The organism is Streptomyces luteireticuli (assembly GCF_041519305.1).
Lineage (GTDB): Bacteria > Actinomycetota > Actinomycetes > Streptomycetales > Streptomycetaceae > Streptomyces > Streptomyces luteireticuli.
The window spans coordinates 103,339-125,486 of the sequence record NZ_CP167927.1 but is presented as its reverse complement, the minus strand read 5'-3'; the positions used below and the strand labels follow the sequence as shown (position 1 = coordinate 125,486).

Here is a 22,148-nt window from a genome sequence, read left to right as displayed (position 1 = left end):
TGCCCGCCGGATGGTTCCCGGTGAACCCGCCCGGGACGCTGGGATCATGAAGCGCCACCGTGCCACCGCCGCACTGACCCTGCTGCTCTCCCTCGCCACCACGGCCCCCGCCCTCGCGGCCCCGGCCACCGCCGGGACCCGGGGCGACGGCGCCGTCGCCCGTACCGCCGGCGACCGCGTCGTCCGCGCCGTCGAACGCGCCGCCCACCCGCTGCGCTCCACCGAACCGTCCGCCCCGGACGGCGACCTGCGCCCCCTGGACCGCATGATCGGTGACGCGCGCGTGGTGGGCATGGGCGAAGCCACCCACAGCTCCCACGACTTCTTCACCCTCAAACAGCGCACCTTCCGCCACCTCGTCCGCGACAAGGGCTTCCGGACCTACGCCCTGGAGGCCCCCTGGAGCACCGGACTGCGCCTCAACGACTACGTCCTGCACGGCAAGGGCGACCCGCGCCGCATCATGCGCGAGGACTTCCAGGACGCCTACCTCTTCTGGAACACCCGGGAATACCTCTCCCTCCTCACCTGGATGCGCTCGTGGAACCGCGACCACCCCCACGACCCGGTCCGCTTCATGGGCAACGACGTCTCCTACGCCGGCCCCGACCTCTACGACCGCGTCCTCGACCACGTCCGTACCACCGACCCCGCCGCGCTGCCCCGCATCACCGAGCTCTACCGCGGCCTGCGTCCGGACGCGGCGACGGGCCCGTACATGCGCGCCTACCTCGTCAAGCCGCTCGCCGAACGGCGCGCGCTGGCCGAACGGGCCGGCCGTGCACTGGAACTGGTCCGCGCGCTGCCGCCGGGACACGGCCGCGGCGCCGCCGAGGCCCACCGGTGGGCCGTGCAGAACGCCCGGACCCTCCAGCAGACCGCGCAGCAGTACGCCTTCGACTACGCCACCGAGGACGGGGTCGCCGCCGCGATGCTCTTCCGCGACCGCACCATGGCCGACAACACGGCCTGGTGGCAGGAGGAAACCGCCACCAAGGTGCTCCTCTCCGCCCACAACGGCCACGTCGCCTACAGGAGCGACGACCCGAAGAACTACCCCAAGTCGCAGGGCGCCTTCCTCCGCGACCACTACGGACCCCGCTACGTCACCCTCGGCCTCACCTTCGGCCAGGGGTCCTTCAACGCCGTCGGCCCCGACGACGAGATGCTCGACCGGAACGTCCGCCGCTTCACCGTCGGCCCCGACGCCCCCGGCAGCAACGCCGCGACGCTCGACCGCGCACACGCGGACAACGGCCCCGGCTACCTGCTGGACCTGCGCACCGCCCCCGCCCCGGCCGGCGACTGGCTCCGGCAACCCCGCCCCACCCGCAACATCGGCACGGCGTACCCCTATCCGGAGAACCCCGTGGCCCTCTCCCGCTCCTTCGACCTCCTGATCCACCTGCACCGGATCGAGGCCGCCGAGCGGCTGCCCGCCGACGGCGCGTGACGCTTGGCCCGATCTTTGCGGACCATGGCCATCAGGCCACTACTCCCACCGCCCCCACCGGGCGAACCTGGGCACATGAGCACGATGAAAGCGATCAGCCAGAACACCCACGGCGGCCCCGAGGTCCTCCACGAGACCGAGATCGACCGCCCGGCGCCCGGCCCCTCCGAAGTCCTCGTCCGCGTCCGCGCGGCGGGCATGAACCCCACCGACTGGAAGCACCGGCAGGGCCGCGGGTTCCTCGACCGGCTGCCCCTGGTCCTGGGCTGGGATGTCTCCGGGGTCGTCGAGGCCGTAGGGATCGGCGTCACCCTGCACCGGCCGGGCGACGAGGTGTTCGGCATGCTGCCCTACCCCTACGGAGCGGGCTCCTTCGCGGAGTACGTCGTCGCCCCGGCGCGGGCCCTGGTGGCCAAGCCCGCGAACGTCGACCACATCCAGGCCGGGGCGATCCCGCTGGCCGCGCTGACGGCGTGGCAGGCGCTGGTGGACGCCGCCCGGGTGCGGCCCGGGCAGCGGGTGCTCGTCCACGCCGCCGCCGGGGGAGTGGGGCACTTCGCGGTGCAGATCGCCAAGGCGCGCGGCGCCCAGGTGATCGGTACGGCCAGCGCCCCCAAGCACGCGGTGCTGCGCGAGCTCGGCGCCGACGAGCTCGTCGACTACCGCACCGAGGACTTCACCGCCGTCGACCCGGTGGACGTGGTCCTGGACACGCTCGGCGGCGAGACGGCGGCCCGCTCGCTCGACGTCCTCAAGCCCGGCGGACAGCTGGTCTCCATCGCCATCCGCGACCTCCCCGCCGACCTCGCCGAGCGCGCCGCCGCGCGGGGGCTGCGGGCCTACCCGCTCCTGGTCGAGGCCGACCAGGAGGGCATGCGGAGCATCCGGGACCTCGTCGAGGACGGCAGGCTCAGGCCCGTCATCGAGGCCGTGTTCCCCCTGGAACGGGCGGCCGAGGGGCACGAATTGGGCGACACCGGCCGCGTCACGGGCAAGGTCGTCCTCACGGTGGCGCCCTAGGTCTGGACACGGGGCCGTGGACCGGGCAGGGTCTGCCCGTGGACCATCTCCTGCACTTCCGGCGCGAGACCGGCGCCTTCGAGGCGGCGGCCCGGCGGGCCGCCGGTGACGCTCCCGTCGTCCCGTCCTGCCCCGACTGGTCGGTGGCCGATCTCGTCGCGCATCTGGGCGCGGTGCACCGGTTCGTCTCCCGCGTCGTCGAGGACCGGCTCGCGGAGCCGCCGGATCCCGCCGACCGGACGTTCCTGCGGCTCCCGGCCGGCAGCGACGGCTGGCCCGGCTCCCCGGACGACGGCCCGCACCGCGGTCCCGTCCCGGCGGGGCTGATCGACTGGTACGCGGAGGGAGCCGCCGAACTGGCGGGGCACTTCCGGGCGGCGGACCCCGGCGAGCCGGTGTGGAGCTGGACCCGGGAGAGGACCACCGGCTTCTGGCTGTGGGTGCAGAGCGTCGAGGCGGCCGTGCACCGCTGGGACGCGGAGAACGCGCTCGGCACCCCCGCCCCGCTGGACGCGGACCACGCCGCGGACGCGATCGGCCGGCACTTCGACGTCGTGGCCCCCGCCTGGCGGGCCCGGGGCGGGGCCCCGGCCGGCCGGGGCGAACGGCTGGGCTTCCGACGCACCGACGGCCCGGGGGAGTGGACGGTGTCCTTCGAGGGCGACACCATCCGCCGGGCCGAAGGGCCCTGCGACGCCGAGCTGTCGGGGACGGCGTCGGACCTGCTGCTGTTCCTCTGGCACCGGCTCCCCGCGGATGCCCTGGCAGGCGTCCACGGGGACCGGGCGGCGCTCGAGCGGTACTTCGTCCTCGTCCCGCCCGTGTGAGCGCCGGGCGGCGTCACTCGTTGCCGAAGCCGTTGCCCGCGACGAGGGCGATGCCGTCCGCGATGTGCGAGAGCTGGTCGTCGCCGTCGCTGATCACCGAGTTGTCGGTGCACTCCTGCATCTGCTGCGAGCTGGCGATCGGCACGTCCTCGATGCCCACGTTGAGCAGGATGCCGATGACCGACTGGAGGCCGAGCTTGCCGATGGCGATGCACGGCTTGTTGAGCGTGCCCTCGATGGCGCTCATCTGCGGGCTTTCCTTGCCCCCGGTGGCCGTGTCCCCGTAACCGGACTTCGCACCGTTCGCGTTGACGGTGTCCTGGCCGCCTCCCACGGCCGCGGCCGGAGCGGCCGTCGCGCCGAGCGCGGTGGCCGTCATCGCGGCTGTGACCAGTACCTTCTGCAGCACGTCCGTGCCTTTCGATCGACGAGAGCTCTCCCTGGTGAAAGCACCGTGAGCAACTGGGCGGTTGCCGGGAAGTTCCGGAATGTCACCCCTTCGCACCAGCAGGCGTCCCACCGTCATGTGGCCCGGATCACGCCGGGAGTTGTCACGCCCGGCACCCCTGTCCCGTCCCGTACACGCAACACGATCGAACAAGCGCTGCCGAAGGAGTCGTCATGCGTGTCCTCGTCGCCGGAGCCACCGGAGTGATCGGACGTCAGCTGGTCCCGCTGCTCACCGCGACCGGGTACGAGGTCACCGCCCTCTCCCGCAGCGGGCGGCCCGTCGGGGGCCCGGGCGTCCGCGCGGTCGCGGCCGACGCGCTCGACCGCGCGGCACTGACCGCGGCCGTACGGGAGGCACGGCCGGACGCCGTCGTCCACCTGCTCACCGCCATCCCCGCCGAGATCGACCCGCGCCGGATGACCCGCGACATGGCCCTCACCAGCCGCCTCCGCACCGAAGGCACGCGCAACCTCATCGACGCCGCGCGCGCGGCAGGGGCCGGGCGCGTCATCACCCAGGGCGTCGCCTTCGGCTACGACCCCGACGCCGGCCACGGCCCCGCCGACGAGGACCAGCCCCTCTGGGACAACCCGCCCGCGCAGATGCGCGCTCCCGCGACGGCCGTGAAGGAACTGGAGCGGCTGACCGCCGAAGCCGACGGCCTCGTCCTGCGGTTCGGCCACCTCTACGGCCCCGGCACGGTCTACGCCGCCGACGGATCGACCGTGCGGCAGATCCGGAACCGGCGGATGCCCGTCGTCGGACGGGGCACCGCCACCTTCTCCTTCACCCACACCCACGACGCCGCCACCGCCGTCGTCGCCGCCCTCGGACGGCCCGTGAACGGCGTCCTGAACATCGTCGACGACGAACCCGCCCAGGTCGGCGCATGGCTTCCGGAACTGGCGGCTATCCTGGGCGCGCCCGCCCCGAGGAAGATCCCGACCCTGCTGGCAGGCCTGGTCGCGGGGCCGGTGGGCGTCGCCTTCATGACCCGGCTGCGCGGCGCCGACAACGCCCGCGCCCGGCTCGCACTGAACTGGCGCCCCCGCCACACCACATGGCGGGACGGGTTCGTCGCCGAGCTGGGGGAGAAGTGACCGACGAGTTCGAGGCCCTGCGGCCGTTGCTGCTGGGGCTGGCCTACCGGATGCTGGGCAGCATGTGGGACGCCGAGGACGTGGTGCAGGAGGCGTACCTGCGCTGGCTGCGCACCGACCGGGAGGAGGTGCGCGAGCCGAGGGCCTTCCTGGCCACGGTCGTCTCCCGCCTCGCGCTGGACCAGCTGCGCTCCGCGCGGGTCACGCGGGAGGCCTACCCCGGGCCCTGGCTGCCCGAGCCGGTCGCCACGGACGCGGCCGGCCCGCTGGACACCGCCGAGCTCCGCGACACCCTCTCCTACGCCACCCTCCACCTGATGGAACGCCTCACCCCGCCGGAGCGCGCGGTGTTCGTCCTGCGGGACGCCTTCGAGATGCCCTACGAGCAGGTCGCCGAGGTCGTCGGCGTCTCCGCCGCCACCTGCCGGCAGACCCACCGCCGCGCCCTCGGCCACCTCGCCGCGGCCCGCAACCGCGGCCGCCCCTCCCGCGAGGAGCACGAACGCCTGCTCACCCGCTTCCTGGACGCGGCCGCCGGCGGCGATCTCGCCGCGCTCAAGGAGCTGTTGAGCGCCGACATCACCGCCTGGAGCGACGGCGGCGGCAAGGTGACCGCGGCCCGGCGTCCCGTCGTCGGCCTCGACAAGGTCGCGGCCTTCATCCTCGGTCTGACGAGCCGGTACGAGATCTCCTGGGCGCGCGTCGTCGACGCCAACGGCCAGCCGGCCGTCCTGCTGGCCTCGGGCGCGGAGGAACAACTCGCCCTCGCCGACGTCCACGAGGGCCGCATCCACGCGCTCTACATCGTGCGCAACCCGGACAAGCTGCAACGGGTGGGGTAGGGGGGACGCGTCACGACGGCGGCCGGACCTCCTCGCCGCCCAGGAGGCGGTCGCGCACGGCGGCGAGGATGCGGTCCGACAGGTCGTCACCGGCGCAGGCGCGGGACAGGACCAACGCCCCGACCATGGCGGAGAGTTCGACGAGCGCCGACTCCTCGTCCGCCGCGCCTGCGAGCCGTCCCATCCCGTCGACCAGGTTCCGCAGGCCCTCGGTGAAGGCCTCGCGCAGCGGGTCGCCGGGCTCCGCGCGGGCGGCGTCCGCCGCCAGGGTCGTACCGGGGCATCCCAGCGCGGGGTTGTCGCGGTGCGGTGCGGAGAGGTAGCCCGCCAGGAAGGCGGCGCGGGCGGGGACGTCGCCCGTGGCGTGCTCCTCGGCGAGATCCTCCATGGCCGCCAGGCGTTCGGCGAAGGCGGCCGCGCACGCCTGGGCGACGAGGTCGTCCTTCGACGAGAAGTGGCGGTAGAACCCGCCGTGCGTCAGCCCGGCCGCCGCCATCGCCTGCGGAACGCTCACCTTGTCGGCGCCGTGCGCGCGCACCAGCCGCGACGTGGCGGCGACCACGTCCCTGCGGTGCTGCTCGGCCTCGGCCCGTGATGCTCGGGGCATGGTTCTGCACTTCCTTCTTCACCTCTGCCGGACCCGGGGACGGGGGCCGGTGCCGTACCGAGGATACTTGCCACCCCTTTTAGATGATGCCTATCATCTATACGTCGCGAACGAAACGAAGGGGGTCCGGCATGGTGGCGATCGACGGTTCCGTGGTGCTGGTGACCGGTGGTCAACGAGGCATCGGCAAGGCGCTGGTGGAGGCGTTCCTGCGCCGGGGGGCGGCCAAGATCTACGCGACCGCGCGGAAACCCGGCCCCGCCGGGGACCCGCGCGTCGAGCCCGTCCCCCTCGACGTCACCGACCCCGGCTCGGTCGAGGCCCTCGCCGGGCGGGCCCGCGACGTGACCGTCGTCGTCAACAACGCGGGAATCCTGCTGCCGTCGGCGCTGCTGAAGGCCGACATGGCCGACGTCCTCGCGACGTTCGACACCAACGTCTTCGGCGCCCTCCGCGTGGCGCGGTCCTTCGCCCCGGTCCTGGCGGCGAACGGCGGCGGCGCGCTGGTCGACATGCACTCCGTGCTGTCCTGGGGCGCCGGCGCGGCCGCCTACGGCGCCTCGAAGGCCGCGCTGTGGTCGGTCACCAACTCCCTGCGGATCGAACTGGCCCCGCAGGGCACCCAGGTCGTCGGCGTGCATCTCGGTTTCGCCGACACCGAGATGGTCGCGGGACTCCCCGTCCCGAAGATCTCCCCCGCCGACGTCGCCGGGGCCGTTCTCGACGGCATCGAGGACGGCCGCACCGAGGTGCTCGTCGACGCCCTGACGCGGCAGATGAAGGAGGCGCTCTCCGGACCCGTGGAGGGCCTCTCCCTCGCCTTCGGGCACTGACCGCGGCAACACCCGCTCGCACCACGTCGCTTGCACCACGTCGCTTGCAAAGGAGAAGACCCATGCCCCTGTGGCACGTCCACCACCCGGTCGGCACCTATTCCGCGCAGCAGAAACGGGAATTCGCCGCCGACGTCACGGAGTTCTACGCCGGGTTCGGCCTGCCGAAGTTCTATGTCGTCGTCCTCTTCCACGAGGTCCCGGAGTCCTCCTTCTTCGTCGGCGGGGAGCCGTCGGCCTCCACCGTGCGGATCGTGGTCGAGCACATCGCCCGCCACACGGAGGAGCCCGACCGCAGGAAGCGGACGGGGGAGGTGCTGAGCCGGCTGCTGGCGCCCCACACCTCGGACCGGGGGCTGTCCTACGAGTTCCACATCGACGAGACGCCCCGGGACCTGTGGAGGATCGACGGCATGGAGCCGCCGCCCTCCTTCAGCGAGGCGGAGCGGCTCTGGGCGCGCGAGAACCGGCCCGTCCCGTACTGACGGGCGCGGGGCGGAGTTCTCCGGGGTTCTCCCCGTGCTCATCGGCCTGTTGCGTGTCCTTCACCCGTTCGGCCCTGTTGAACAGCGGGGCGGATATGCGTGTCGCGTCCGCGGCAGCGCGCTGTGAGGCGGTGGTCCGTCCGTACCCCGGAGCCCCGGCGACGCCCCTGCGCGAAAGGTGAACACGTTGAGCAAGCACCCCCTGATGCCCCGGGCCGACTGGCTCGCCACCCGGCCCCGGGTCCTCGCGTCGGCCTCGTCGGTCGTCCACGACGCGGAGCGGCGCATCCTGCTGCTGCACGCGAGCTGGGTGGACGAGTGGCAGTTCCCCGGGGGCGGGCAGGACGACGGGGAGGACCTCTGGCAGACCGCGGTGCGGGAGACGGCCGAGGAGACCGGTCTCGGCATGCCGCCGCACCCGGAACTGCTCGCCGTGGACTGGGGGTTGCACCCCGAGGGCATCGCCGAGTGCTGGGCCCTGTTCAAGGGGCCGCTCGTGGATCCGGCCCGGATGGACGTCAGGCTGTCCGACGAGCACGACGACTGGCGGATGCTCACCGCGGAGGAGTGGGCGCCCCTGGTGCACCCCGGGCAGGCCCGCGTCCTGGCCGTCGCCCGTGACGGTCTGCGCGGCGGGCGCTGTGCCTATCTGCGCGACGGCAGCCACCTGGAGGACATGCACTGACGGGGGCGGTTCGTGTCGTGTGTCCGGTTCCGCTCGTTGGCAGGGCATGAGCCACCGCACCATGACCCGCATCGCCCTCGGGGCGTTCCTCCTCGCCTCCGGCGGCGTCGCCGCCGTGACCGGCACCGCGCACGCCGCCGAGGCCGGGGAGGCCGCTGCCGGACCCGCCGTCGCCGGCCCGTTCTCGCGCCTCGTCGGGCCCCTCGCCGACGGCAGGACCGCCGAACAGGCCGTTTCCTTCCTCAAGGGCCAGGTGAAGGAACACGTTCCGGGGAAGATCTCGGGCGGGGTGTCCGTGCAGACGCCCTTCTCCAGGCTCTGACGGGGGACGGCGGAGGGAGGCCCGCGTGCCCGAGGGGGACACCGTCTGGCGCACGGCGCGGGACCTCCACCGCGCCCTGGCGGGTGCGCCGCTGGTCCGTTGCGACCTGCGCGTGCCGGCCCTCGCGACCGCCGACCTCACCGGCCGGCGGTTCCTCGAGGCCGTGCCGCGCGGCAAGCATCTGCTCCTCCGCGTCGAGGGCGGCCTCACCCTCCACTCCCACCTCGGCATGGACGGCTCCTGGCGCGTCCGCCCGGCCGGGGAGACGGTACGGACCGGGGACCACCGGATCCGTGCCGTCCTGGCCACGGCCGGCCACACGGCCGTCGGGCGCAGCCTTCCGGTCCTCGAACTCCTGCGCACCGCCGACGAGTCCACCGCCGTCGGACACCTCGGCCCCGATCCCCTCGGCCCGGACTGGGACGCGGAGGAGGCCGGGCGCAGGCTCCTCTCGGACCCCGGACGCGCGGTCGGCGAGGCACTGCTCGACCAGCGCAACCTCGCCGGCATCGGCAACGTGTACAAGAGCGAACTGTGCTTCATGCTGCGGATCCCGCCCTGGCTCCCGGTCGCGCGCCTGCCGTCCCCCGAGCCCCTGACGGCCCTGGCCAAGAAGCTGCTGGAACTCAACAAGACCCGCACCGCGCGCGTCACCACCGCCGACCCGCGCCCCGGCCGGCGCCTGTGGGTCTACGGGCGGGCCGGCCGCCCCTGCCGCCGCTGCGGCGGCCCGGTCCGGGCCGGGGGACAGGGGCCGCCGGGGCAGGAGCGGCCCACGTACTGGTGCCCCGACTGCCAGGGGGAGGAGGGCCGGTGAGAAGCCGGAGCGGGACGGCTCACCCCCGGTACGCCCGGAACCGGAACCGCCCGTCGCGGACGCTGACCCGGGCCTCGTCGAAGCCCGCCGCCCGCAGCCGGGCCGCCAGCGTGCCCGGCGGTACGGGGACGCACGTGCCGCCGAGGTGGGCCAGGCGGAAGCGCAGCCCGTCCAGGGAGTCGCAGCCCGCGAAGACCCCGCCGGGCCGCAGCACGCGGAAGGCCTCCGCGAAGAGCCGGTCCTGCCGCTCGCGCGAGGGCACGTGGTGCAGCATCGTGAAGCACGTGACCGAGTCGAAACGTCCCGCGGACACCGGCAGGTCGGCCGCGTCGGCGTGCAGGATCTCCGTCCGGTCGCCGAACCGCCGGCACAGCCCCTCGATCGCGGAGCGGTCGATCTCGGCGATGCACAGGTTCCGCACCCGTTCCAGCAGGACGCGCGTGGTCACGCCGGGACCGGGACCTATCTCCAGGGCGTCGGAGCCGAGTTGCACACCGTTGAGCGTCCACGGAAGCAGCTCGTTCTCCACCGTGCGGGTCCACCGGCGGGAGCGGCAGAAGAAGCGGTGGTAACGGTTCATCGCCATGGCCCCGAGGCTAGGGGGTGTCCGACCAGTCGGCACAGCCCCTGCGGAAGGCGGTCGGTGCAAGGGGGTTCACGCGGAGCGGGGGCGGGGGCGGTCGCCGGTCAGGCGGCGGGCGAGCGCGTGCTGGGCCCCGGCCAGCCACCGCACCGGCCAGTGCAGCAGTACCGCCAGGCAGAGCAGCCATCCGCCCGCGTGCACGGTCCAGACGCCCGCCATGCTCGGGCCGCCCCATGCCTGGTGGTAGTCCGTGTCCAGATACCAGACCGGGTAGCCGAAGTTGCGCACCGAGTTGAACAGCGCGAAGCCGACCAGCGCGAAGGCCGCCGCGTCCAGCGGCAGTCCGAGGACGGCGCGGGCCAGCACCCGGCCGCCGGTCCACCCCTCGACGCCGGTGATCCTGCCTTGCCACCGGGCCGCCCGTCCGGGCCGGCCCACCAGGGTCAGCACGACCGCTGCCAGCCCGGCCGGCAGTGCCAGAAAAGCGCGGGCGGCGATACGGACGGTTCGGCGGATCGGGGACATCGGCGGACTCCTCGCCCTTGTTCGGTCGATGTCCCTACTTTCCCGCTGCCCGTAGTGCTCCGTCGTCGTACCGGGGTGCCAGATCCGATGTCATACCCAGGTACGGCAACGCCGGGCACCGACGGCGCGGACAGGCCCTAGCATGCGCGGATGGACACCGACTCCGTCTTCGACCCCTGGTCGCCCGGATTCGCCGCCGATCCCTACCCCGGCTACGCCCGGCTGCGCGCCGCCGGGCGCGTGCTGTGGTCCGGGCGCCTCGGGCAGTGGCTGGTCCCGCACCACGCGGACGTCCGGGCGCTGTTGGGAGACCGGCGGCTGGGCCGCACCTACCGGCACCGCTTCACGCACGAGGAGTTCGGCCGCACCCCGCCGCCCGCCGCGCACGAGCCCTTCCACGTCCTCGACGGCAACGGGCTGCTCGACCTGGAGGGCGACGACCACGCCCGGGTCCGCCGCCTGGTCGCGAAGGCGTTCACCCCGCGCACGGTCGCCGGCCTCGCCCCGGCCGTCCGGCGGCTGGCCGGCGAACTCGTGGACGGGCTGGTCGCCGACGGCGGCGGGGACCTGATCGAGGCGGTGGCCGAACCGCTGCCGGTGGCCGTCATCGCCGAGATGCTCGGCGTCCCCGCCGCCGACCGCTCCCTGCTGCGGCCCTGGTCGGCGGCGATCTGCGCGATGTACGAACCGGACCGGGACGAGGGGACGGCCCGGCGCGCCGTCCACGCCTCCCTCGAATTCTCCGCCTACCTGAGGGAGTTGATCGCCGACCGCCGCGCCCGCCCCGGCGACGACATCGTCAGCGCCCTGACCGCCGTCCACGACGGGGGCGGACGGCTCTCCGAACAGGAGACGGTCTCCACCTGCGCCCTGCTGCTCAACGCCGGCCACGAGGCGAGCGTCAACGCCACCGGCAACGGCTGGCTGGCCCTCTTCCGCCACCCGGACCGGCTCGCCGCGCTGCGCGCCGACCCGGCGCTGCTGCCCGGCGCCGTCGAGGAACTCCTGCGCTACGACACCCCGTTGCAGCTCTTCGAGCGCTGGGTGCTCGACGACATCGAGATCGACGGCACCGTCCTCGCACGCGGCGCCAAGGTCGCCCTCCTCTTCGGCTCGGCCAACCACGACCCCGCCCGCTTCCCCGACCCCGGCCGCCTCGACCTGACCCGGAAGGACAACGCCCACCTCTCCTTCGGCGCGGGCATCCACTACTGCCTGGGCGCGCCGCTCGCCCGGCTCGAACTGGCCGCGTCCCTCCAGGCGCTGCTCGGCCGGGCGCCCGGGCTCCGTCCGGCGGGGGAGCCGGAACGGAAGCCGGGGTATGTGATGCGGGGGCTGCGGCGGCTGCCCGTCGCCTGCTGAACGCCGGCGCTCTAGCCGACCACGTCCTGCACCGGCTTGCCCGCCAGGTGGTCCAGGACGTTCTGCACGGCCGCCAGCGCGATCCGTACGAGCGTCTCGCGCGTCACCCCGGCGACGTGCGGCGAGAGCACCACGTTCGGGGCCCCGAGCAACCGCAGTGCCGCGGTGGGCGGTTCGGGGTCGAAGACGTCCAGCCCGGCACCGGCGAGGGCGCCGGACTCCAGGGCGTCGGCGAGGGCGTCCTGGTCGATCAGGGCTCCGCGGGCGGTGTTGACGACGAACGCCGTGGGCTTGAGCAGGGCCAGCCGCGCGGCGTCGAGGAGGTGCCGGGTGGCGTCGGTGAGCGGCGCGTGGAGCGTCACGTAGTCGCTGGTGCGCAGGAGTTCGTCGAGGCCGACGCGGCGGGCGCGGAGCCGTTCCTCGGTCTCCGGCGGGGCGGCCTCGGGACCGGTGTAGAGGACGGTCATGTCGAACGCGAGGGCCCGGCGGGCGACTTCCTCGCCGATGTGGCCCAGGCCGACGATGCCGAGGGTCTTGCCGGAGAGCTCGGTGATGGACGACTGCAGGCGCGGCAGGGCCCAGTCGGCCGCCACGAGCGCGGTGTGCGCCGGGACCAGCTGCTTGGCCAGGGCGAGCATCAGGGCGAAGGTCTGCTCGGCCACGTTCTGCTTCTCGGCCCCCGTGGAGCCGATCGTGCAGACGGGCACGCCCCGGCGGCGGGCCGCGTCCAGGTCCACGTAGTCGAAGCCGTGGCTGGCGCACTGGATCAGCTCCAGGTCCGGCGCGGCGGCGATGTGCTCCGCGGTCACCGGGGCGAGACCGGTGATGACGACGCGGGCCGCGCGCAGGGCCGCGGGGTCCTCGTCCGCCGACTCCACGACGGTGACGGCCGCCCGGCCGGGGAAGAGCCCGCTCAGCGCGGCACCCGCCGCCCGTCCGCCGACGTGCGGGGAGACGACGGCGAGGACGTTCTTCGTCCCGGGGTCGGTCATATCGTCTCCCGGACGAGGTCGGCGGCGGAGAGCGAACCCGGCCGGGCGTGCCCGGAGAGGGCCAGCGTCAGGTCGAACTCGGCCAGCAGACAGCGGATGACGTGCTCCACGCCCGCCTGGCCGTCCAGGGCCAGCCCGTACGCGTACGGGCGGCCCAGCAGCACCGCGCGGGCGCCCAGCGCCAGCGCCTTGACGACGTCGTCGCCGGTGCGCACCCCGCTGTCGAAGAACACCTCCAGCCGGTCGCCGGCCGCCGCCACGACGCCGGGCAGGGCGTCGGCCGCCGCGACGGAACCGGCCACCTGGCGGCCGCCGTGGTTGGACACCACCACGCCGTCCATGCCCGCGTCGGCGGCGAGCCGGGCGTCGTCCGGGTGCAGGACGCCCTTCAGGACGATCGGCCCGTCCCAGTTCTCGCGCAGGAACGCCAGGTCCGGCCAGGTGCGCCCGGGGTCGGAGAACAGCCCCAGGAAGTGCCGCACCGCCGCCTCCCGGTCCTCGGCCACCGGCCTGTCCAGGCCCGCCAGGAACGCCGGGTCGCTGAAGTAGTTGGCGGTGCCGATCCCGCGCAGGAACGGCAGGTACGCCTGGTCGAGGTCGCGCGGGCGCCAGGCCAGCATGGGGGTGTCGAGGGTGACGAACAGCGCGCTGTAGCCGGCCGCCTCGGCCCGGGCCAGGAAACTCCGGGTCACCTCGCGGTCCTTGGACCAGTACAGCTGGAACCACCGCTCCCCGTCGCCCATCGCCTCGGCGACCTCCTCCATCGGCGTGCTCGACGCCGAGGAGAGGGTGTACGGCACCCCCCGCGCCGCGGCGGCGCGGGCCGCGGCCGGCTCGGCGCCCGGGTGCAGGATCGTCAGGATGCCGACCGGCCCCAGGGCCAGCGGCGTCGGCAGCCGGCGCCCCAGCACCTCCACCGACAGGTCGCGCTCGTGCACGTCCCGCAGGATCCGGGGCACGATCCGCCACCGCTCCAGGGCCGTCCTGTTCGCACGGGCGGTGCTGCCGTCGCCCGCGCTGCCCGCCACATAACCCACCGGGCCCGGGCCCAGCCGCCGTTCGACGAGCGCCTCCAGCCGGGTCAGATCGGTGGGCAGCCGGGGCACGGCGCCCATCAGGCCGTTGAGGTAGATGTCGTACTGGTAGTCCGCCCAGGGCTGTGTCGTCGCCATCGGCCGGTCCGCCTCCCGTCGTCGTCACTGCCGACGATCCTGGCGACGGTGACCTCTCCCGTCCACGGTGGTGCGCAGGGTGTTCGACTGCGACTATCACCCCGTGACAAACACCCGCGAGCGGATACGCCGGGAACTGACCGCCGATCCCCGCGTCGTCCAGGCCGTCGTCGACGCGGTGCACGACCGGGTCCCCGCCTACGCCGACCTCGACGACGAACGGCTGGGCGAAGTGCGCGCCATCGCCGGCTGGGCCCTGGAACGGCTCCTCCGCCTGTGGGCCGACGACGGCACCGTCGGACCGGACGAACTGCGCCGCTTCCGCGGCATCGCGGCGGCCCGCGCGGCCGACGGCCGGCCGCTGGCGGCCGTGCTGCGCGCCTACCGCGTCGCGGCCGCCGTCCTCGTCGACGAGGTCGCCGCCCGTGCGCCCGCCGTCGAGGACGCCTTCGCCCTGACGCGGCATGTGCTCGCCACCCTGGACGCCCTGTCCGAGGCGATGGCCACGGCCTACGCGGCCACCAGCGAACACCTGGCCGGCGACCGGGCCCGCGCGCTGCGCCTGCTCCTCGACGACCTGATCGCCGGACGGCACGCCTCCGGCGGCGCGGCCGCCGACCGGGCGGCCCGGCTCGGTGTCCAACTCCCGTACCCCTACGGCCTCCTGGTCGCCGAACCCGACGACCGCGACACCGTCCCGCAGGAGGCGGCCCGGGACCTGCTCGCCGCCGTGGCCGGCGACGACGCCACGCCGCTGGTGACCGCCCACGGCTGCCGCGCCGTCCTCCTCCTGCCGGCCGCCGCGGCCCGCACCGCGGCGCCCGTCCTGTGCGAGCGGGGATGGCGCGGCTGCGCGATCCAGGGCGAGGGCCTCGACCGGATCGCCGTCGCCCACCGCCTCGCCGACGGCGCCCTGGACGCCGCGCCCCCGCACGCCCGCCGCTTCCTCACCGACGCCGACGCGCACGTCCTCGCCCTGCTCGGCGGCCATCCCGCCACGGCCCCCGACCACATCGCCCGCCTCGTCCTGGGCCCGCTGTCCGAACCGGCCCACCGCCACCTGCTCGCCGCCCTCACCGCCTATCTGGACACCGGCTCGGCCACCGCCGCGGCCCGGTGCCTCCATCTGCACCCGCAGTCCCTGCGCTACCGCCTGCGGCGGGTGCGCGAGCTCACCGGGCTGGACGCGCGGGATCCGTGGGAGCGGCTGATGCTGGACATCGCGCGGACGGTGGGGGCGAGGGGATGACGCGGGCCGCCCGTGAGGCGGACGAACGGCCCGCTCCCGCCTACTGCGCCAGGTCCGTGCTGAGCGTGGTGTCCGGGACGCAGACGACCCCGTCGAACGCCTCCAGCACGGGGACCTCGATGAACGCGGTGTCCAGCCGGGTGCGGACGGGCTCCGGCAGTCCGTGACGCCGCGCGTACGCGCGCAGCGCCCGCGTGTCCACCAGGGCCGGTTCCCCGGGAACGCCGGCGAACAGCGCCTCGACGCTGTCCGGCGACGCCTCGGGGGTGGCGGCCCGTCCCCAGCGCATCCCGAGCGGGTGCTCCGGGTCGGGCACGTTCTCGACCGTCTCGCCGCCGTTGCCGGTCAGCGCGACGGGAACGTAGTCCGTGCCGAGCGCCCGGGAGAGCAGATGGCCCATGGTCGTCAACCCCAGCGGTCCGTCGGCCCGGTTGGCGGAGCGCTGGATGTGGGCGTTGTGCCCGACGAGGACGACCCGGGTGCCGGGACCGGACCGCTCCAGGAGCTCCAGCAGGGTGTCGGCCAGATAGCGTTCCCGGGCGGCGAAGCCGAGAGTGTCGGGCGCGCCCGCGAGCGCCTCGGCCATGGCGCGCTGGGCCCGGTCGGTCGTCACCGCCGCGCGGACGTCCGACAGCGCGGTCGCGTACGCCGCGGGCCCGCCGCGCTCCGTGTAGACCTCGCGCAGGTCCGTGAAGCGGCCCAGCAGGCGGGAGAGCGCGGTGGTGAGACGGTCCTGCTCCGCCGCGGCCAGGGTGAGCCGGGCGTACGCCGGGACCATGACCGTCCCGCCCGCGATCGGGCCGGAGACCTCCAGCGCGGTGTCCAGGAAGCGCAGCGCTCCCGGGTCCACATCGTTCAAGTAGGCGGCGACCGGCTCCAGTACGGGCCCGAGCGAGCCGCCGGCCAGGGGGATGTCGCAGCCGGCGAACCGGACCGGACGCGGGGCACCGGCGTTGTGGCGGCGCAGCCACCGCAGGGTGTCCCGGCATTCGGCGGGCTGCCCCAGGCCCTTGACGGACCCGCTCCCGGGGGCCAGGAGGTCGTCGATGTCGCCCGGTCCGCCCCGGACCCAGTCGTCCACGGCGCGTCCCTCGGCGGCTCCGTACTCCATGGCGTAGACGGTGAAGCCCAGTTGCTCGACGAGGAACCGCAGGATGCGGTGGCGCAGCAGGCCGAACTCGTGGATCTGGTGGGAGTTCTCGCCGAGGGCGACCACACGGGCGTCGCCGACGAGAGCGCGCAGCGGCTCCAGGTCGTCGAGCGGTGCCTCCGGGTCCGCTCCGGGGCCGAGAGGTGCCAGCCGGGAGGAGTGGGCGGTGACCCACTGCGTCAGTTCGACGGGCGCGGCCGTCAGGGCCGGCTCGGCAGGGGCGAGGAGATCGCGCAGATCGCCGTGGTGGTTCTGGTCGTTCATGAAAGATGCTCCGCGGTAAGGGTGTTCGTCGGAGCCGGGCGGCGTCGGGCACCGCACCGGCGGGAAACCGGAACGCGGCGAAGCTGTCGGAAATACCGGGCGCAGCCTGCCGCTAGACGGCGCTGCGGGGCTTGAGGAACCAGCTCTGGCCGGTGCACGTGATCATGCCGGGGACGGTAGCAAAGGGCGGTCGCGGCATGCATCGCATTTTTTCCGGTCCCGCCGCGCGGGTGCGGCGCAAACCGGTTGACGCCCGCCGGTGTCCGGCGATCGGATGGTGCCCCATGAGCGCAGGGCAGCGGATGCATCCCGGCATGCATCCCATCGACGAGGACCTCGTACGGCGGCTGGTCGCCGGGCAGTTCCCGCAGTGGGCGGGGCAGGCGGTGGAGCGGTTTCCGTCCGGCGGCACCGTCAACGCCATGTACCGGCTGGGCGACGGCATGGTCGTCCGGCTGCCGTTGGTGGAGGGAGGCGCGGGAGATGTCGCGCTGGAGCAGGAGTGGCTGCCCCGGCTCGCGCCCCTGCTGCCGACGGCGGTCCCCGAGGTGCTCGGCGCGGGGAGGCCTGCCGAGGGGTATCCGTGGCCGTGGTCGGTGCACCGGTGGCTGCCGGGCGTGAATCCCGAGGCGGGGGCGCCGGGCGAGCCACTGCTGCTGGCCGCGGATCTGGCCCGGTTCGTGACGGCGATGCGGGGCGTCGCCCTGCCCGGGGCGCCGCGGGCCCACCGCGGCGGGCCGCTCGCCCTGCTCGACGCGTCCACCCGGGCGGCGATCGGGGAACTGCGCGGCATCCCGGAGGAGGACGTGGACTGCGACGCCGTGGCCGCCGTGTGGGAGGACGCGCTGCGGGTCCCGGGCCCGGACGGGCCGCCGGTGTGGGTGCACGCCGATCTGATGCCGGGCAATCTGCTGGTGGACGGCGGCAGGCTGACCGCGGTGATCGACTTCGGGTGCGCGGGGGCGGGCGATCCGGCCTGCGACCTGTTCCCGGCGTGGAACCTGCTGCCCGGCGGTGCGCGGGAGGCGTTCCGCGAGGCGCTCGGCGTGGACGACGCGACCTGGATCCGCGGCCGGGCGCGGGCGCTCTCGCAGGCGCTGATCGCGTTGCCGTACTACCGGGCGACGAACCCGGCGATGGCGGGCACCGCCCGGCACGTGATCCGGGCGGTGTCGGAGGAGTGCACCGGGTCCTGAACGGGTCGGCCCGCCGCCCGCGTTCACCGCCGGCCCAGCGTGACGCGTACGAAGCGTGGCCGGTAGACGGACGCCTGGCGCAGGACATCCCGCGGATCGAGGCTGTTGACGTTGTAGGAGACCACCATCTCCCGGTCGCCGTGCTCCAGTTCGGGGTGTTCGTGCGGGTTGTAGGCGATCACTCGGGGGTTGTGGTACGTGCCCCGGGGCCCGGCCTCGGGGGCGCGCCACACGGTGACCGGGCGGGAGAAGGGGCCGGCGGGGGAGGAGGACCAGGCCACCCGCACCTCGTCGCTGAAGGGCACGTCCGAGCGCTGGGACACCAGGGCCCACCAGTGGCCGTGCCGGACCACGCTGAGCTCCTGGGAGACCCGCAGCGCCCGCCCGTCCGCGTCCGTCACGCGCGCCGAGTCCCGCTCGCGCCCGCTCCAGGAACCGTCGGCGGCACGGTAGCGCCACGGGCCGCCCAGGGCGGGGTCCCGGACGCGGGCCAGACGCAGGAAGGCGCCTCCGCCGGGCGCCTGTTCGGTGCCGTAGACGTAGGTCTCGTCCCCGTCCCGGGCCAGCCAGGCGCCCCAGGCGACGCCCGCCCCGGACGGCAGCGCCGTCAAGTCCCCCGCGCGCACCGGGCGTCCGGGGGTGACGCGGGCCAGGACGTTGGCACGCCAGGCCACGTCCAGCGGGCCGGACCCGGCGCGGGTGTAGCGGGCGAGGACGAGGGCGGCGCCGCGCCCGAGGGGGACGGCGGCCCGGGCCCAGTACCAGTCGCCGCCCGTCTCCGGCACGGCGGAGGCGGGCCGTCCGGCCCGGTCGGTGCCGGTCAGGGTGTGCGGCCCGGTCCCGTTCCACAGCACGAGACTGTTGTGCACGAAGGGAGTTGTGGGGCCGTCGCCGGAGACCGGCGGCCGGGAACCGTCCGGGCGCACCGTGCCCAGGAAGGTGTCGGAGAAGACCCACAACTCCCCGGCGGCGGTGGGTACCGAGTAGGCACTGTCCCCGCCCGTCCAGTGGCGCGGCGAGCGCCCCCGGTCGGCGTAGGAGGCGAACGCCCGCTCCAGGGACGTCACCGGCCGGACGCCGACGACGTCCGGCGGCCGGCCGGTGCCGGCGGGAGCGGGTGGCGCGGGCGGGGTGAGGAGGGAGAGGGTCGTAAGCAGCGCGGCGGCCAGGGTGCGCAGCAGGGGGCGCGGAGCCGGTCTTCTCATGCTCTCCAGGGTGTCAGTGCCTCGCCCGCCTCGCCCCGCGGGATCGTGACATGGCCGGCGAGGGAGACCGGGCTGTCGTTTGATCAGTGGGCTTCGGTGAAGGGAAACGGGATCATGGGTGCCGATGAGCTCCGACGCGTCCCCCGTTCCCCGAAAGGCTCCCGCACTCCCTGTGCGCACGACCTCCCCCGAACACCCGCTCCTCACGGCCGTCCGCGACAGCGACACCAAGGCTGTGGCCGATCTGCTCCATGAGGAGTACATCACCGCCGACGCGCACGGCCCGCATGCCGCGGCCGCCCTGCGCCTGGCCGCGGACGCCCTCGACCACCGGGTCCTCGATGCCCTGCTGAAGCTGGCCGACCTCGACGCGCTGGACCTGGACGGCGTCGACGCCGACGGCCGTACGCCCCTGCTGCGCGCCGTCGACCGCGGCGCCCACGACATCGCCACCGCACTGCACTTCGCCGGGGCCGACCCCCGGGTCGCGGACCGCGAGGGCCGCGACGCCCTCGCGCTGGCCCGCCACTGGCATACGACCGGCACCGGAGCGGGGGTCCACCGGCGGACCGTGCGCGACGGCGACGGCGAGATCTGCCGCTGATGCGGCCCCTCGCCGCCGGACTCGCCGAAGCCCTGGACCCCCGCGCCGAGAAGCCGCTGCCCGCTCTCACCCGTCACCCCGACGCACGGGTGCGCTCCCGGACGGTCGGCGGCCTGAGTCGGCAGGTCCAGCAGGCGGACCCCGATGCCGTGGCCGCCGTCCTCGCCCGCACCCGGGACACGGACGCCAAGGTCCGGGAAGCCGCCTGCCGGGTCCTCCTCCGGGCCCGCGCCGACGATCCCGCCCCTTGCGACGCCCTGGCCGCCTGCCTCTCCGACCCCGAGGAGGCCGTACGGTTCACCGCCGCGGTACAGCTGGCCCTGCGCGACGACCCCCGCGGTGACGCACTGCTGGACGCCCTCGACGGCATCGTCGACCGGACGTCGCCGTACTACTGGCCGCTGCGCGACGTGTGGCGGCACCGCGAGAACCGGTGAGGAGGCGCCGGGGGCCGGCGGCGTGCCCCGAACCCCGTCAGGACCTCAACGCGCCGTCGAACTTGGCCCAGTCCGACCAGGCGCCGCCGGGGGTGGTCTGCCAGCGGTGCCACACGCCCCCGGTGCTGTCGACGCCGAACAGTTCCACGCGTCCGTCGGCGTTGGTGTCGGCGGCGACCTGGGTCAACCCGCCGTCGAACCTGTTCCAGCCGGTCCAGCCGCCGCCGGCGTAGCTTTGCCAGCGGTGCCATACGCCTCCGGTGCTGTCGGCGCCGAAGAGCTCCAGCCGGCCATCTCTGTTGCGGGCTGCGGCAATTGACGCGAGCCCGCCGTCGAGCCTCTCCCAGCCGGACCAGCCGCCGCCGGCATAGGTCTGCCAGCGGTGCCACACGCCCCCGCCGCCATCGACGCCGAACAGCTCGACGCGTCCGTCGGCGTTGGTGTCGGCGGCGACCTGGGTCAACCCGCCGTCGAACCTGTTCCAGCCGGTCCAGCCGCCGCCGGCGTAGGTCTGCCAGCGGTGCCATACGCCTCCGGTGCTGTCGGCGCCGAAGAGCTCCAGCCGGCCGTCTTTGTTGCGGGCTGCGGCAATTGACGCGAGACCGCCGTCGAGTCCCTCCCAGCTGGACCAGGCGCCGCCGGGGGTGGTCTGCCAGCGGTGCCACACGCCCCCGCCGATGTCGACGCCGAACAACTCCACACGCCCATCGGCATTGGTCTCGGCGGCGACGGAGGCCAGGGAACCGTCGAACTTGTCCCAGTTCGACCAGCTGCCGCCGGGGGAGGTCTGCCAGCGGTGCCACACGCCCCCGCCGCTGTCGGTGCCGAACAGCTCCAGCCGGCCGTCCGCGTTACCAGCCGCGGCGATCGAGGATCCGAGGACCCCGAGACTGCGCTGGGGGGCGGCCGTGGCGGCGCCCGGCATGACGGCCAGCAGTGCCGCAACCACCGCGGAGGCCACCAGACTTGCCCGGAGAGTCCTGAGCGCCTGGCGGATGCGTCTGTACCTTCTGCCTGATCTTTTTCGCATGCGAGTGCCCTTTCCCATGAGGCATGTGCGAACGATGCAGGCATAGTTGTGCGGGCGGGGGCCGGCCGTCCAGCGGCTGATCCGCTGAGCGGAACAGGACGGCTCCCCGATGACCTTTCTCGGCCACACGGGGCCCTGAGGCGGGGCATCCTCGCTGACCTGCGGTGCCTCAACCCGAGTGGGACGTTCCGGGCCACGGTGTCCCGAGTCGGGTCGAGGCACCGCCACGAAGTACGGAGTTGCCGCGGGCCTGTGAGCTGTGGTGTCCCGGTCGGCCCGAGGCATCCGGTCCGGACGGCTCAGGTTGACCGAGACCGCCTCGGCCTCGCCGCGTCCCAAGGTGCCCCGGCCGACGGGGCACCGGACGCCCGCTCAGCGGACCCTGATGTCGCCGTCCGGGACGTCCTCGACCGTGACCCTGTCGCGCGGCTGTCCCAGCCCGCGGGCCACCGCCTCCGCCACCCCGGCCGGATCCGGGTGCGTCGGGGAGGGCACCTCCTCACCCTCGCCGTAGCTCTCGATCGCCTTCGTCAAATAGCCCGGGTACCAGGCGCCGACGGCGCCCCGGACCTCGACCGCGGTCACCCGCCGGTCGCCGACCTGCCGGCGCAGGGCCGGGAGGATCGCGTCGGAGCGGTACTCGCCCGGGACCTGGAAGAGGCTCGCGTGCGCTCCCACCAGGCCGCCGCCGCGCAGGCGGACGGTGACGGTCAGACAGCTCGTCACGGACGGGTAGAGGATGCTCCCGCCGGGGGCGGCCTCCCGCACCTGGCCCTCGGTGATCCGTATGTCGGCGGTCCGCGCGGCGGACGGGGCGGGCGGAGCGGCGGCCGAGGCGGTGACCGGCAGGGCCGGTACGGTCGCCAGGGCGGCGAGAAGGGCGACGGCCGGAACGGCACGGCGTAGGGGCATGGGGTTCCTCTCACGGAGCGGACCT

General features: G+C 74.5%; 25 protein-coding genes. 15 read left to right on the top strand and 10 right to left on the bottom strand.

Annotated elements, in window-relative coordinates; all coding sequences use genetic code 11:
- Nucleotides 1-46 precede the first annotated feature (46 nt).
- From AB8735_RS00520 to AB8735_RS00510, 3 genes are all read left to right on the top strand, one after another.
- Nucleotides 47-1,453: an erythromycin esterase family protein gene (locus AB8735_RS00520; protein ID WP_372404239.1), complete on the top strand. Its 1,407-nt coding sequence runs from the start codon at nt 47-49 to the stop codon at nt 1,451-1,453.
- Between the two features lie 84 nt (nt 1,454-1,537).
- The gene (locus AB8735_RS00515; protein ID WP_372411740.1) at nt 1,538-2,473 is read left to right on the top strand and encodes an NADP-dependent oxidoreductase; all 936 of its coding nucleotides are present in this window, start codon (nt 1,538-1,540) and stop codon (nt 2,471-2,473) included.
- Between the two features lie 38 nt (nt 2,474-2,511).
- Nucleotides 2,512-3,300, top strand: coding sequence for a maleylpyruvate isomerase family mycothiol-dependent enzyme (locus tag AB8735_RS00510; protein WP_372404237.1), 789 nt, complete (start codon nt 2,512-2,514; stop codon nt 3,298-3,300).
- 13 nt (nt 3,301-3,313) lie between these two features.
- On the opposite strand, the gene AB8735_RS00505 is transcribed toward AB8735_RS00510, so the two are convergent.
- Nucleotides 3,314-3,709 carry a rodlin gene (locus AB8735_RS00505; RefSeq protein ID WP_344021483.1) on the bottom strand — a complete coding sequence of 132 codons (396 nt, stop codon included), beginning with the start codon at nt 3,707-3,709 and terminating at the stop codon, nt 3,314-3,316.
- A gap of 212 nt (nt 3,710-3,921) precedes the next feature.
- On the opposite strand from AB8735_RS00505, the gene AB8735_RS00500 reads away from it, so the two are divergent.
- Complete coding sequence (locus AB8735_RS00500; protein WP_372404235.1) at nt 3,922-4,851, top strand: NAD-dependent epimerase/dehydratase family protein; 930 nt, start codon at nt 3,922-3,924, stop codon at nt 4,849-4,851.
- Entirely contained in the window at nt 4,848-5,693 is an 846-nt protein-coding gene (locus tag AB8735_RS00495) for an RNA polymerase sigma-70 factor (protein ID WP_372404233.1), read from the top strand. Before AB8735_RS00500 ends, AB8735_RS00495 begins: the two co-directional genes overlap by 4 nt.
- 10 nt (nt 5,694-5,703) lie before the next feature.
- Here AB8735_RS00495 and AB8735_RS00490 read toward each other — a convergent pair whose 3' ends face one another.
- Nucleotides 5,704-6,300 (bottom strand): TetR/AcrR family transcriptional regulator, encoded by a 597-nt coding sequence (locus tag AB8735_RS00490; protein ID WP_372404231.1) that lies wholly within the window; start codon nt 6,298-6,300, stop codon nt 5,704-5,706.
- Between the two features lie 131 nt (nt 6,301-6,431).
- On the opposite strand from AB8735_RS00490, the gene AB8735_RS00485 reads away from it, so the two are divergent.
- From AB8735_RS00485 to AB8735_RS00465, 5 genes are all read left to right on the top strand, one after another.
- The gene (locus AB8735_RS00485; RefSeq protein WP_372404229.1) at nt 6,432-7,133 is read left to right on the top strand and encodes an SDR family oxidoreductase; all 702 of its coding nucleotides are present in this window, start codon (nt 6,432-6,434) and stop codon (nt 7,131-7,133) included.
- A 62-nt stretch (nt 7,134-7,195) separates the two neighbouring features.
- Nucleotides 7,196-7,618 carry a tautomerase family protein gene (locus AB8735_RS00480; protein ID WP_344021473.1) on the top strand — a complete coding sequence of 141 codons (423 nt, stop codon included), beginning with the start codon at nt 7,196-7,198 and terminating at the stop codon, nt 7,616-7,618.
- A 187-nt stretch (nt 7,619-7,805) separates the two neighbouring features.
- Nucleotides 7,806-8,303 carry an NUDIX hydrolase gene (locus AB8735_RS00475; RefSeq protein WP_344021471.1) on the top strand — a complete coding sequence of 166 codons (498 nt, stop codon included), beginning with the start codon at nt 7,806-7,808 and terminating at the stop codon, nt 8,301-8,303.
- Nucleotides 8,304-8,349: 46 nt separating this feature from the next.
- A complete protein-coding gene (locus tag AB8735_RS00470; protein ID WP_344021469.1) occupies nt 8,350-8,625 on the top strand; it encodes a hypothetical protein in 276 nt (91 codons plus the stop codon).
- 25 nt (nt 8,626-8,650) lie between these two features.
- The gene (locus AB8735_RS00465; protein ID WP_372404227.1) at nt 8,651-9,442 is read left to right on the top strand and encodes a DNA-formamidopyrimidine glycosylase family protein; all 792 of its coding nucleotides are present in this window, start codon (nt 8,651-8,653) and stop codon (nt 9,440-9,442) included.
- Nucleotides 9,443-9,461: 19 nt separating this feature from the next.
- On the opposite strand, the gene AB8735_RS00460 is transcribed toward AB8735_RS00465, so the two are convergent.
- Together AB8735_RS00460 and AB8735_RS00455 are read right to left on the bottom strand one after the other, a co-directional pair.
- A complete protein-coding gene (locus AB8735_RS00460; protein WP_344021465.1) occupies nt 9,462-10,028 on the bottom strand; it encodes a class I SAM-dependent methyltransferase in 567 nt (188 codons plus the stop codon).
- A 69-nt stretch (nt 10,029-10,097) separates the two neighbouring features.
- Nucleotides 10,098-10,550, bottom strand: a complete 453-nt coding sequence (locus AB8735_RS00455; protein WP_372404225.1) for a hypothetical protein — start codon at nt 10,548-10,550, stop codon at nt 10,098-10,100.
- A 150-nt stretch (nt 10,551-10,700) separates the two neighbouring features.
- On the opposite strand from AB8735_RS00455, the gene AB8735_RS00450 reads away from it, so the two are divergent.
- Entirely contained in the window at nt 10,701-11,912 is a 1,212-nt protein-coding gene (locus AB8735_RS00450; RefSeq protein ID WP_372404223.1) for a cytochrome P450, read from the top strand.
- Between the two features lie 11 nt (nt 11,913-11,923).
- Here the strand turns inward: AB8735_RS00450 and AB8735_RS00445 are convergent, their stop codons facing one another.
- The gene (locus AB8735_RS00445; RefSeq protein ID WP_372404222.1) at nt 11,924-12,904 is read right to left on the bottom strand and encodes a 2-hydroxyacid dehydrogenase; all 981 of its coding nucleotides are present in this window, start codon (nt 12,902-12,904) and stop codon (nt 11,924-11,926) included.
- The gene (locus AB8735_RS00440) at nt 12,901-14,076 is read right to left on the bottom strand and encodes a lactate 2-monooxygenase (RefSeq protein ID WP_372404220.1); all 1,176 of its coding nucleotides are present in this window, start codon (nt 14,074-14,076) and stop codon (nt 12,901-12,903) included. The genes AB8735_RS00445 and AB8735_RS00440 overlap by 4 nt, the downstream gene beginning before the upstream one ends.
- Before the next feature lie 103 nt (nt 14,077-14,179).
- On the opposite strand from AB8735_RS00440, the gene AB8735_RS00435 reads away from it, so the two are divergent.
- The gene (locus tag AB8735_RS00435) at nt 14,180-15,325 is read left to right on the top strand and encodes a PucR family transcriptional regulator (RefSeq protein WP_372404219.1); all 1,146 of its coding nucleotides are present in this window, start codon (nt 14,180-14,182) and stop codon (nt 15,323-15,325) included.
- Nucleotides 15,326-15,365: 40 nt separating this feature from the next.
- Here the strand turns inward: AB8735_RS00435 and AB8735_RS00430 are convergent, their stop codons facing one another.
- The gene (locus AB8735_RS00430) at nt 15,366-16,739 is read right to left on the bottom strand and encodes an erythromycin esterase family protein (protein WP_372404217.1); all 1,374 of its coding nucleotides are present in this window, start codon (nt 16,737-16,739) and stop codon (nt 15,366-15,368) included.
- Nucleotides 16,740-17,023: 284 nt separating this feature from the next.
- Here AB8735_RS00430 and AB8735_RS00425 point away from each other — a divergent pair, with 284 nt between their 5' ends.
- Nucleotides 17,024-17,935, top strand: a complete 912-nt coding sequence (locus AB8735_RS00425; protein ID WP_372404216.1) for an aminoglycoside phosphotransferase family protein — start codon at nt 17,024-17,026, stop codon at nt 17,933-17,935.
- A 23-nt stretch (nt 17,936-17,958) separates the two neighbouring features.
- On the opposite strand, the gene AB8735_RS00420 is transcribed toward AB8735_RS00425, so the two are convergent.
- Nucleotides 17,959-19,140 (bottom strand): hypothetical protein, encoded by a 1,182-nt coding sequence (locus AB8735_RS00420; protein WP_372404215.1) that lies wholly within the window; start codon nt 19,138-19,140, stop codon nt 17,959-17,961.
- A 172-nt stretch (nt 19,141-19,312) separates the two neighbouring features.
- Here AB8735_RS00420 and AB8735_RS00415 point away from each other — a divergent pair, with 172 nt between their 5' ends.
- On the top strand, nt 19,313-19,744 hold the full coding sequence (locus AB8735_RS00415; RefSeq protein WP_372404214.1) for a hypothetical protein: 432 nt from the start codon (nt 19,313-19,315) through the stop codon (nt 19,742-19,744).
- The gene (locus tag AB8735_RS00410) at nt 19,744-20,181 is read left to right on the top strand and encodes a HEAT repeat domain-containing protein (RefSeq protein ID WP_372404213.1); all 438 of its coding nucleotides are present in this window, start codon (nt 19,744-19,746) and stop codon (nt 20,179-20,181) included. Before AB8735_RS00415 ends, AB8735_RS00410 begins: the two co-directional genes overlap by 1 nt.
- Nucleotides 20,182-20,218: 37 nt before the next feature.
- On the opposite strand, the gene AB8735_RS00405 is transcribed toward AB8735_RS00410, so the two are convergent.
- Nucleotides 20,219-21,130 carry an amidase gene (locus AB8735_RS00405; protein ID WP_372404212.1) on the bottom strand — a complete coding sequence of 304 codons (912 nt, stop codon included), beginning with the start codon at nt 21,128-21,130 and terminating at the stop codon, nt 20,219-20,221.
- A gap of 453 nt (nt 21,131-21,583) precedes the next feature.
- Nucleotides 21,584-22,123, bottom strand: a complete 540-nt coding sequence (locus AB8735_RS00400; RefSeq protein WP_372404210.1) for a hypothetical protein — start codon at nt 22,121-22,123, stop codon at nt 21,584-21,586.
- Nucleotides 22,124-22,148 lie beyond the last annotated feature (25 nt).

Coding starts and splice junctions, on each gene's coding strand:
- AB8735_RS00520 (WP_372404239.1), top strand. CDS start 47: ATGAAGCGCCACCGTGCCACCGCCGCACTGACCCTGCTGCTCTCCCTC.
- AB8735_RS00515 (WP_372411740.1), top strand. CDS start 1,538: ATGAAAGCGATCAGCCAGAACACCCACGGCGGCCCCGAGGTCCTCCAC.
- AB8735_RS00500 (WP_372404235.1), top strand. CDS start 3,922: ATGCGTGTCCTCGTCGCCGGAGCCACCGGAGTGATCGGACGTCAGCTG.
- AB8735_RS00490 (WP_372404231.1), bottom strand. CDS start 6,300: ATGCCCCGAGCATCACGGGCCGAGGCCGAGCAGCACCGCAGGGACGTG.
- AB8735_RS00485 (WP_372404229.1), top strand. CDS start 6,432: ATGGTGGCGATCGACGGTTCCGTGGTGCTGGTGACCGGTGGTCAACGA.
- AB8735_RS00480 (WP_344021473.1), top strand. CDS start 7,196: ATGCCCCTGTGGCACGTCCACCACCCGGTCGGCACCTATTCCGCGCAG.
- AB8735_RS00470 (WP_344021469.1), top strand. CDS start 8,350: ATGAGCCACCGCACCATGACCCGCATCGCCCTCGGGGCGTTCCTCCTC.
- AB8735_RS00460 (WP_344021465.1), bottom strand. CDS start 10,028: ATGGCGATGAACCGTTACCACCGCTTCTTCTGCCGCTCCCGCCGGTGG.
- AB8735_RS00455 (WP_372404225.1), bottom strand. CDS start 10,550: ATGTCCCCGATCCGCCGAACCGTCCGTATCGCCGCCCGCGCTTTTCTG.
- AB8735_RS00450 (WP_372404223.1), top strand. CDS start 10,701: ATGGACACCGACTCCGTCTTCGACCCCTGGTCGCCCGGATTCGCCGCC.
- AB8735_RS00445 (WP_372404222.1), bottom strand. CDS start 12,904: ATGACCGACCCCGGGACGAAGAACGTCCTCGCCGTCGTCTCCCCGCAC.
- AB8735_RS00440 (WP_372404220.1), bottom strand. CDS start 14,076: ATGGCGACGACACAGCCCTGGGCGGACTACCAGTACGACATCTACCTC.
- AB8735_RS00430 (WP_372404217.1), bottom strand. CDS start 16,739: ATGAACGACCAGAACCACCACGGCGATCTGCGCGATCTCCTCGCCCCT.
- AB8735_RS00425 (WP_372404216.1), top strand. CDS start 17,024: ATGAGCGCAGGGCAGCGGATGCATCCCGGCATGCATCCCATCGACGAG.
- AB8735_RS00420 (WP_372404215.1), bottom strand. CDS start 19,140: ATGAGAAGACCGGCTCCGCGCCCCCTGCTGCGCACCCTGGCCGCCGCG.
- AB8735_RS00410 (WP_372404213.1), top strand. CDS start 19,744: ATGCGGCCCCTCGCCGCCGGACTCGCCGAAGCCCTGGACCCCCGCGCC.
- AB8735_RS00400 (WP_372404210.1), bottom strand. CDS start 22,123: ATGCCCCTACGCCGTGCCGTTCCGGCCGTCGCCCTTCTCGCCGCCCTG.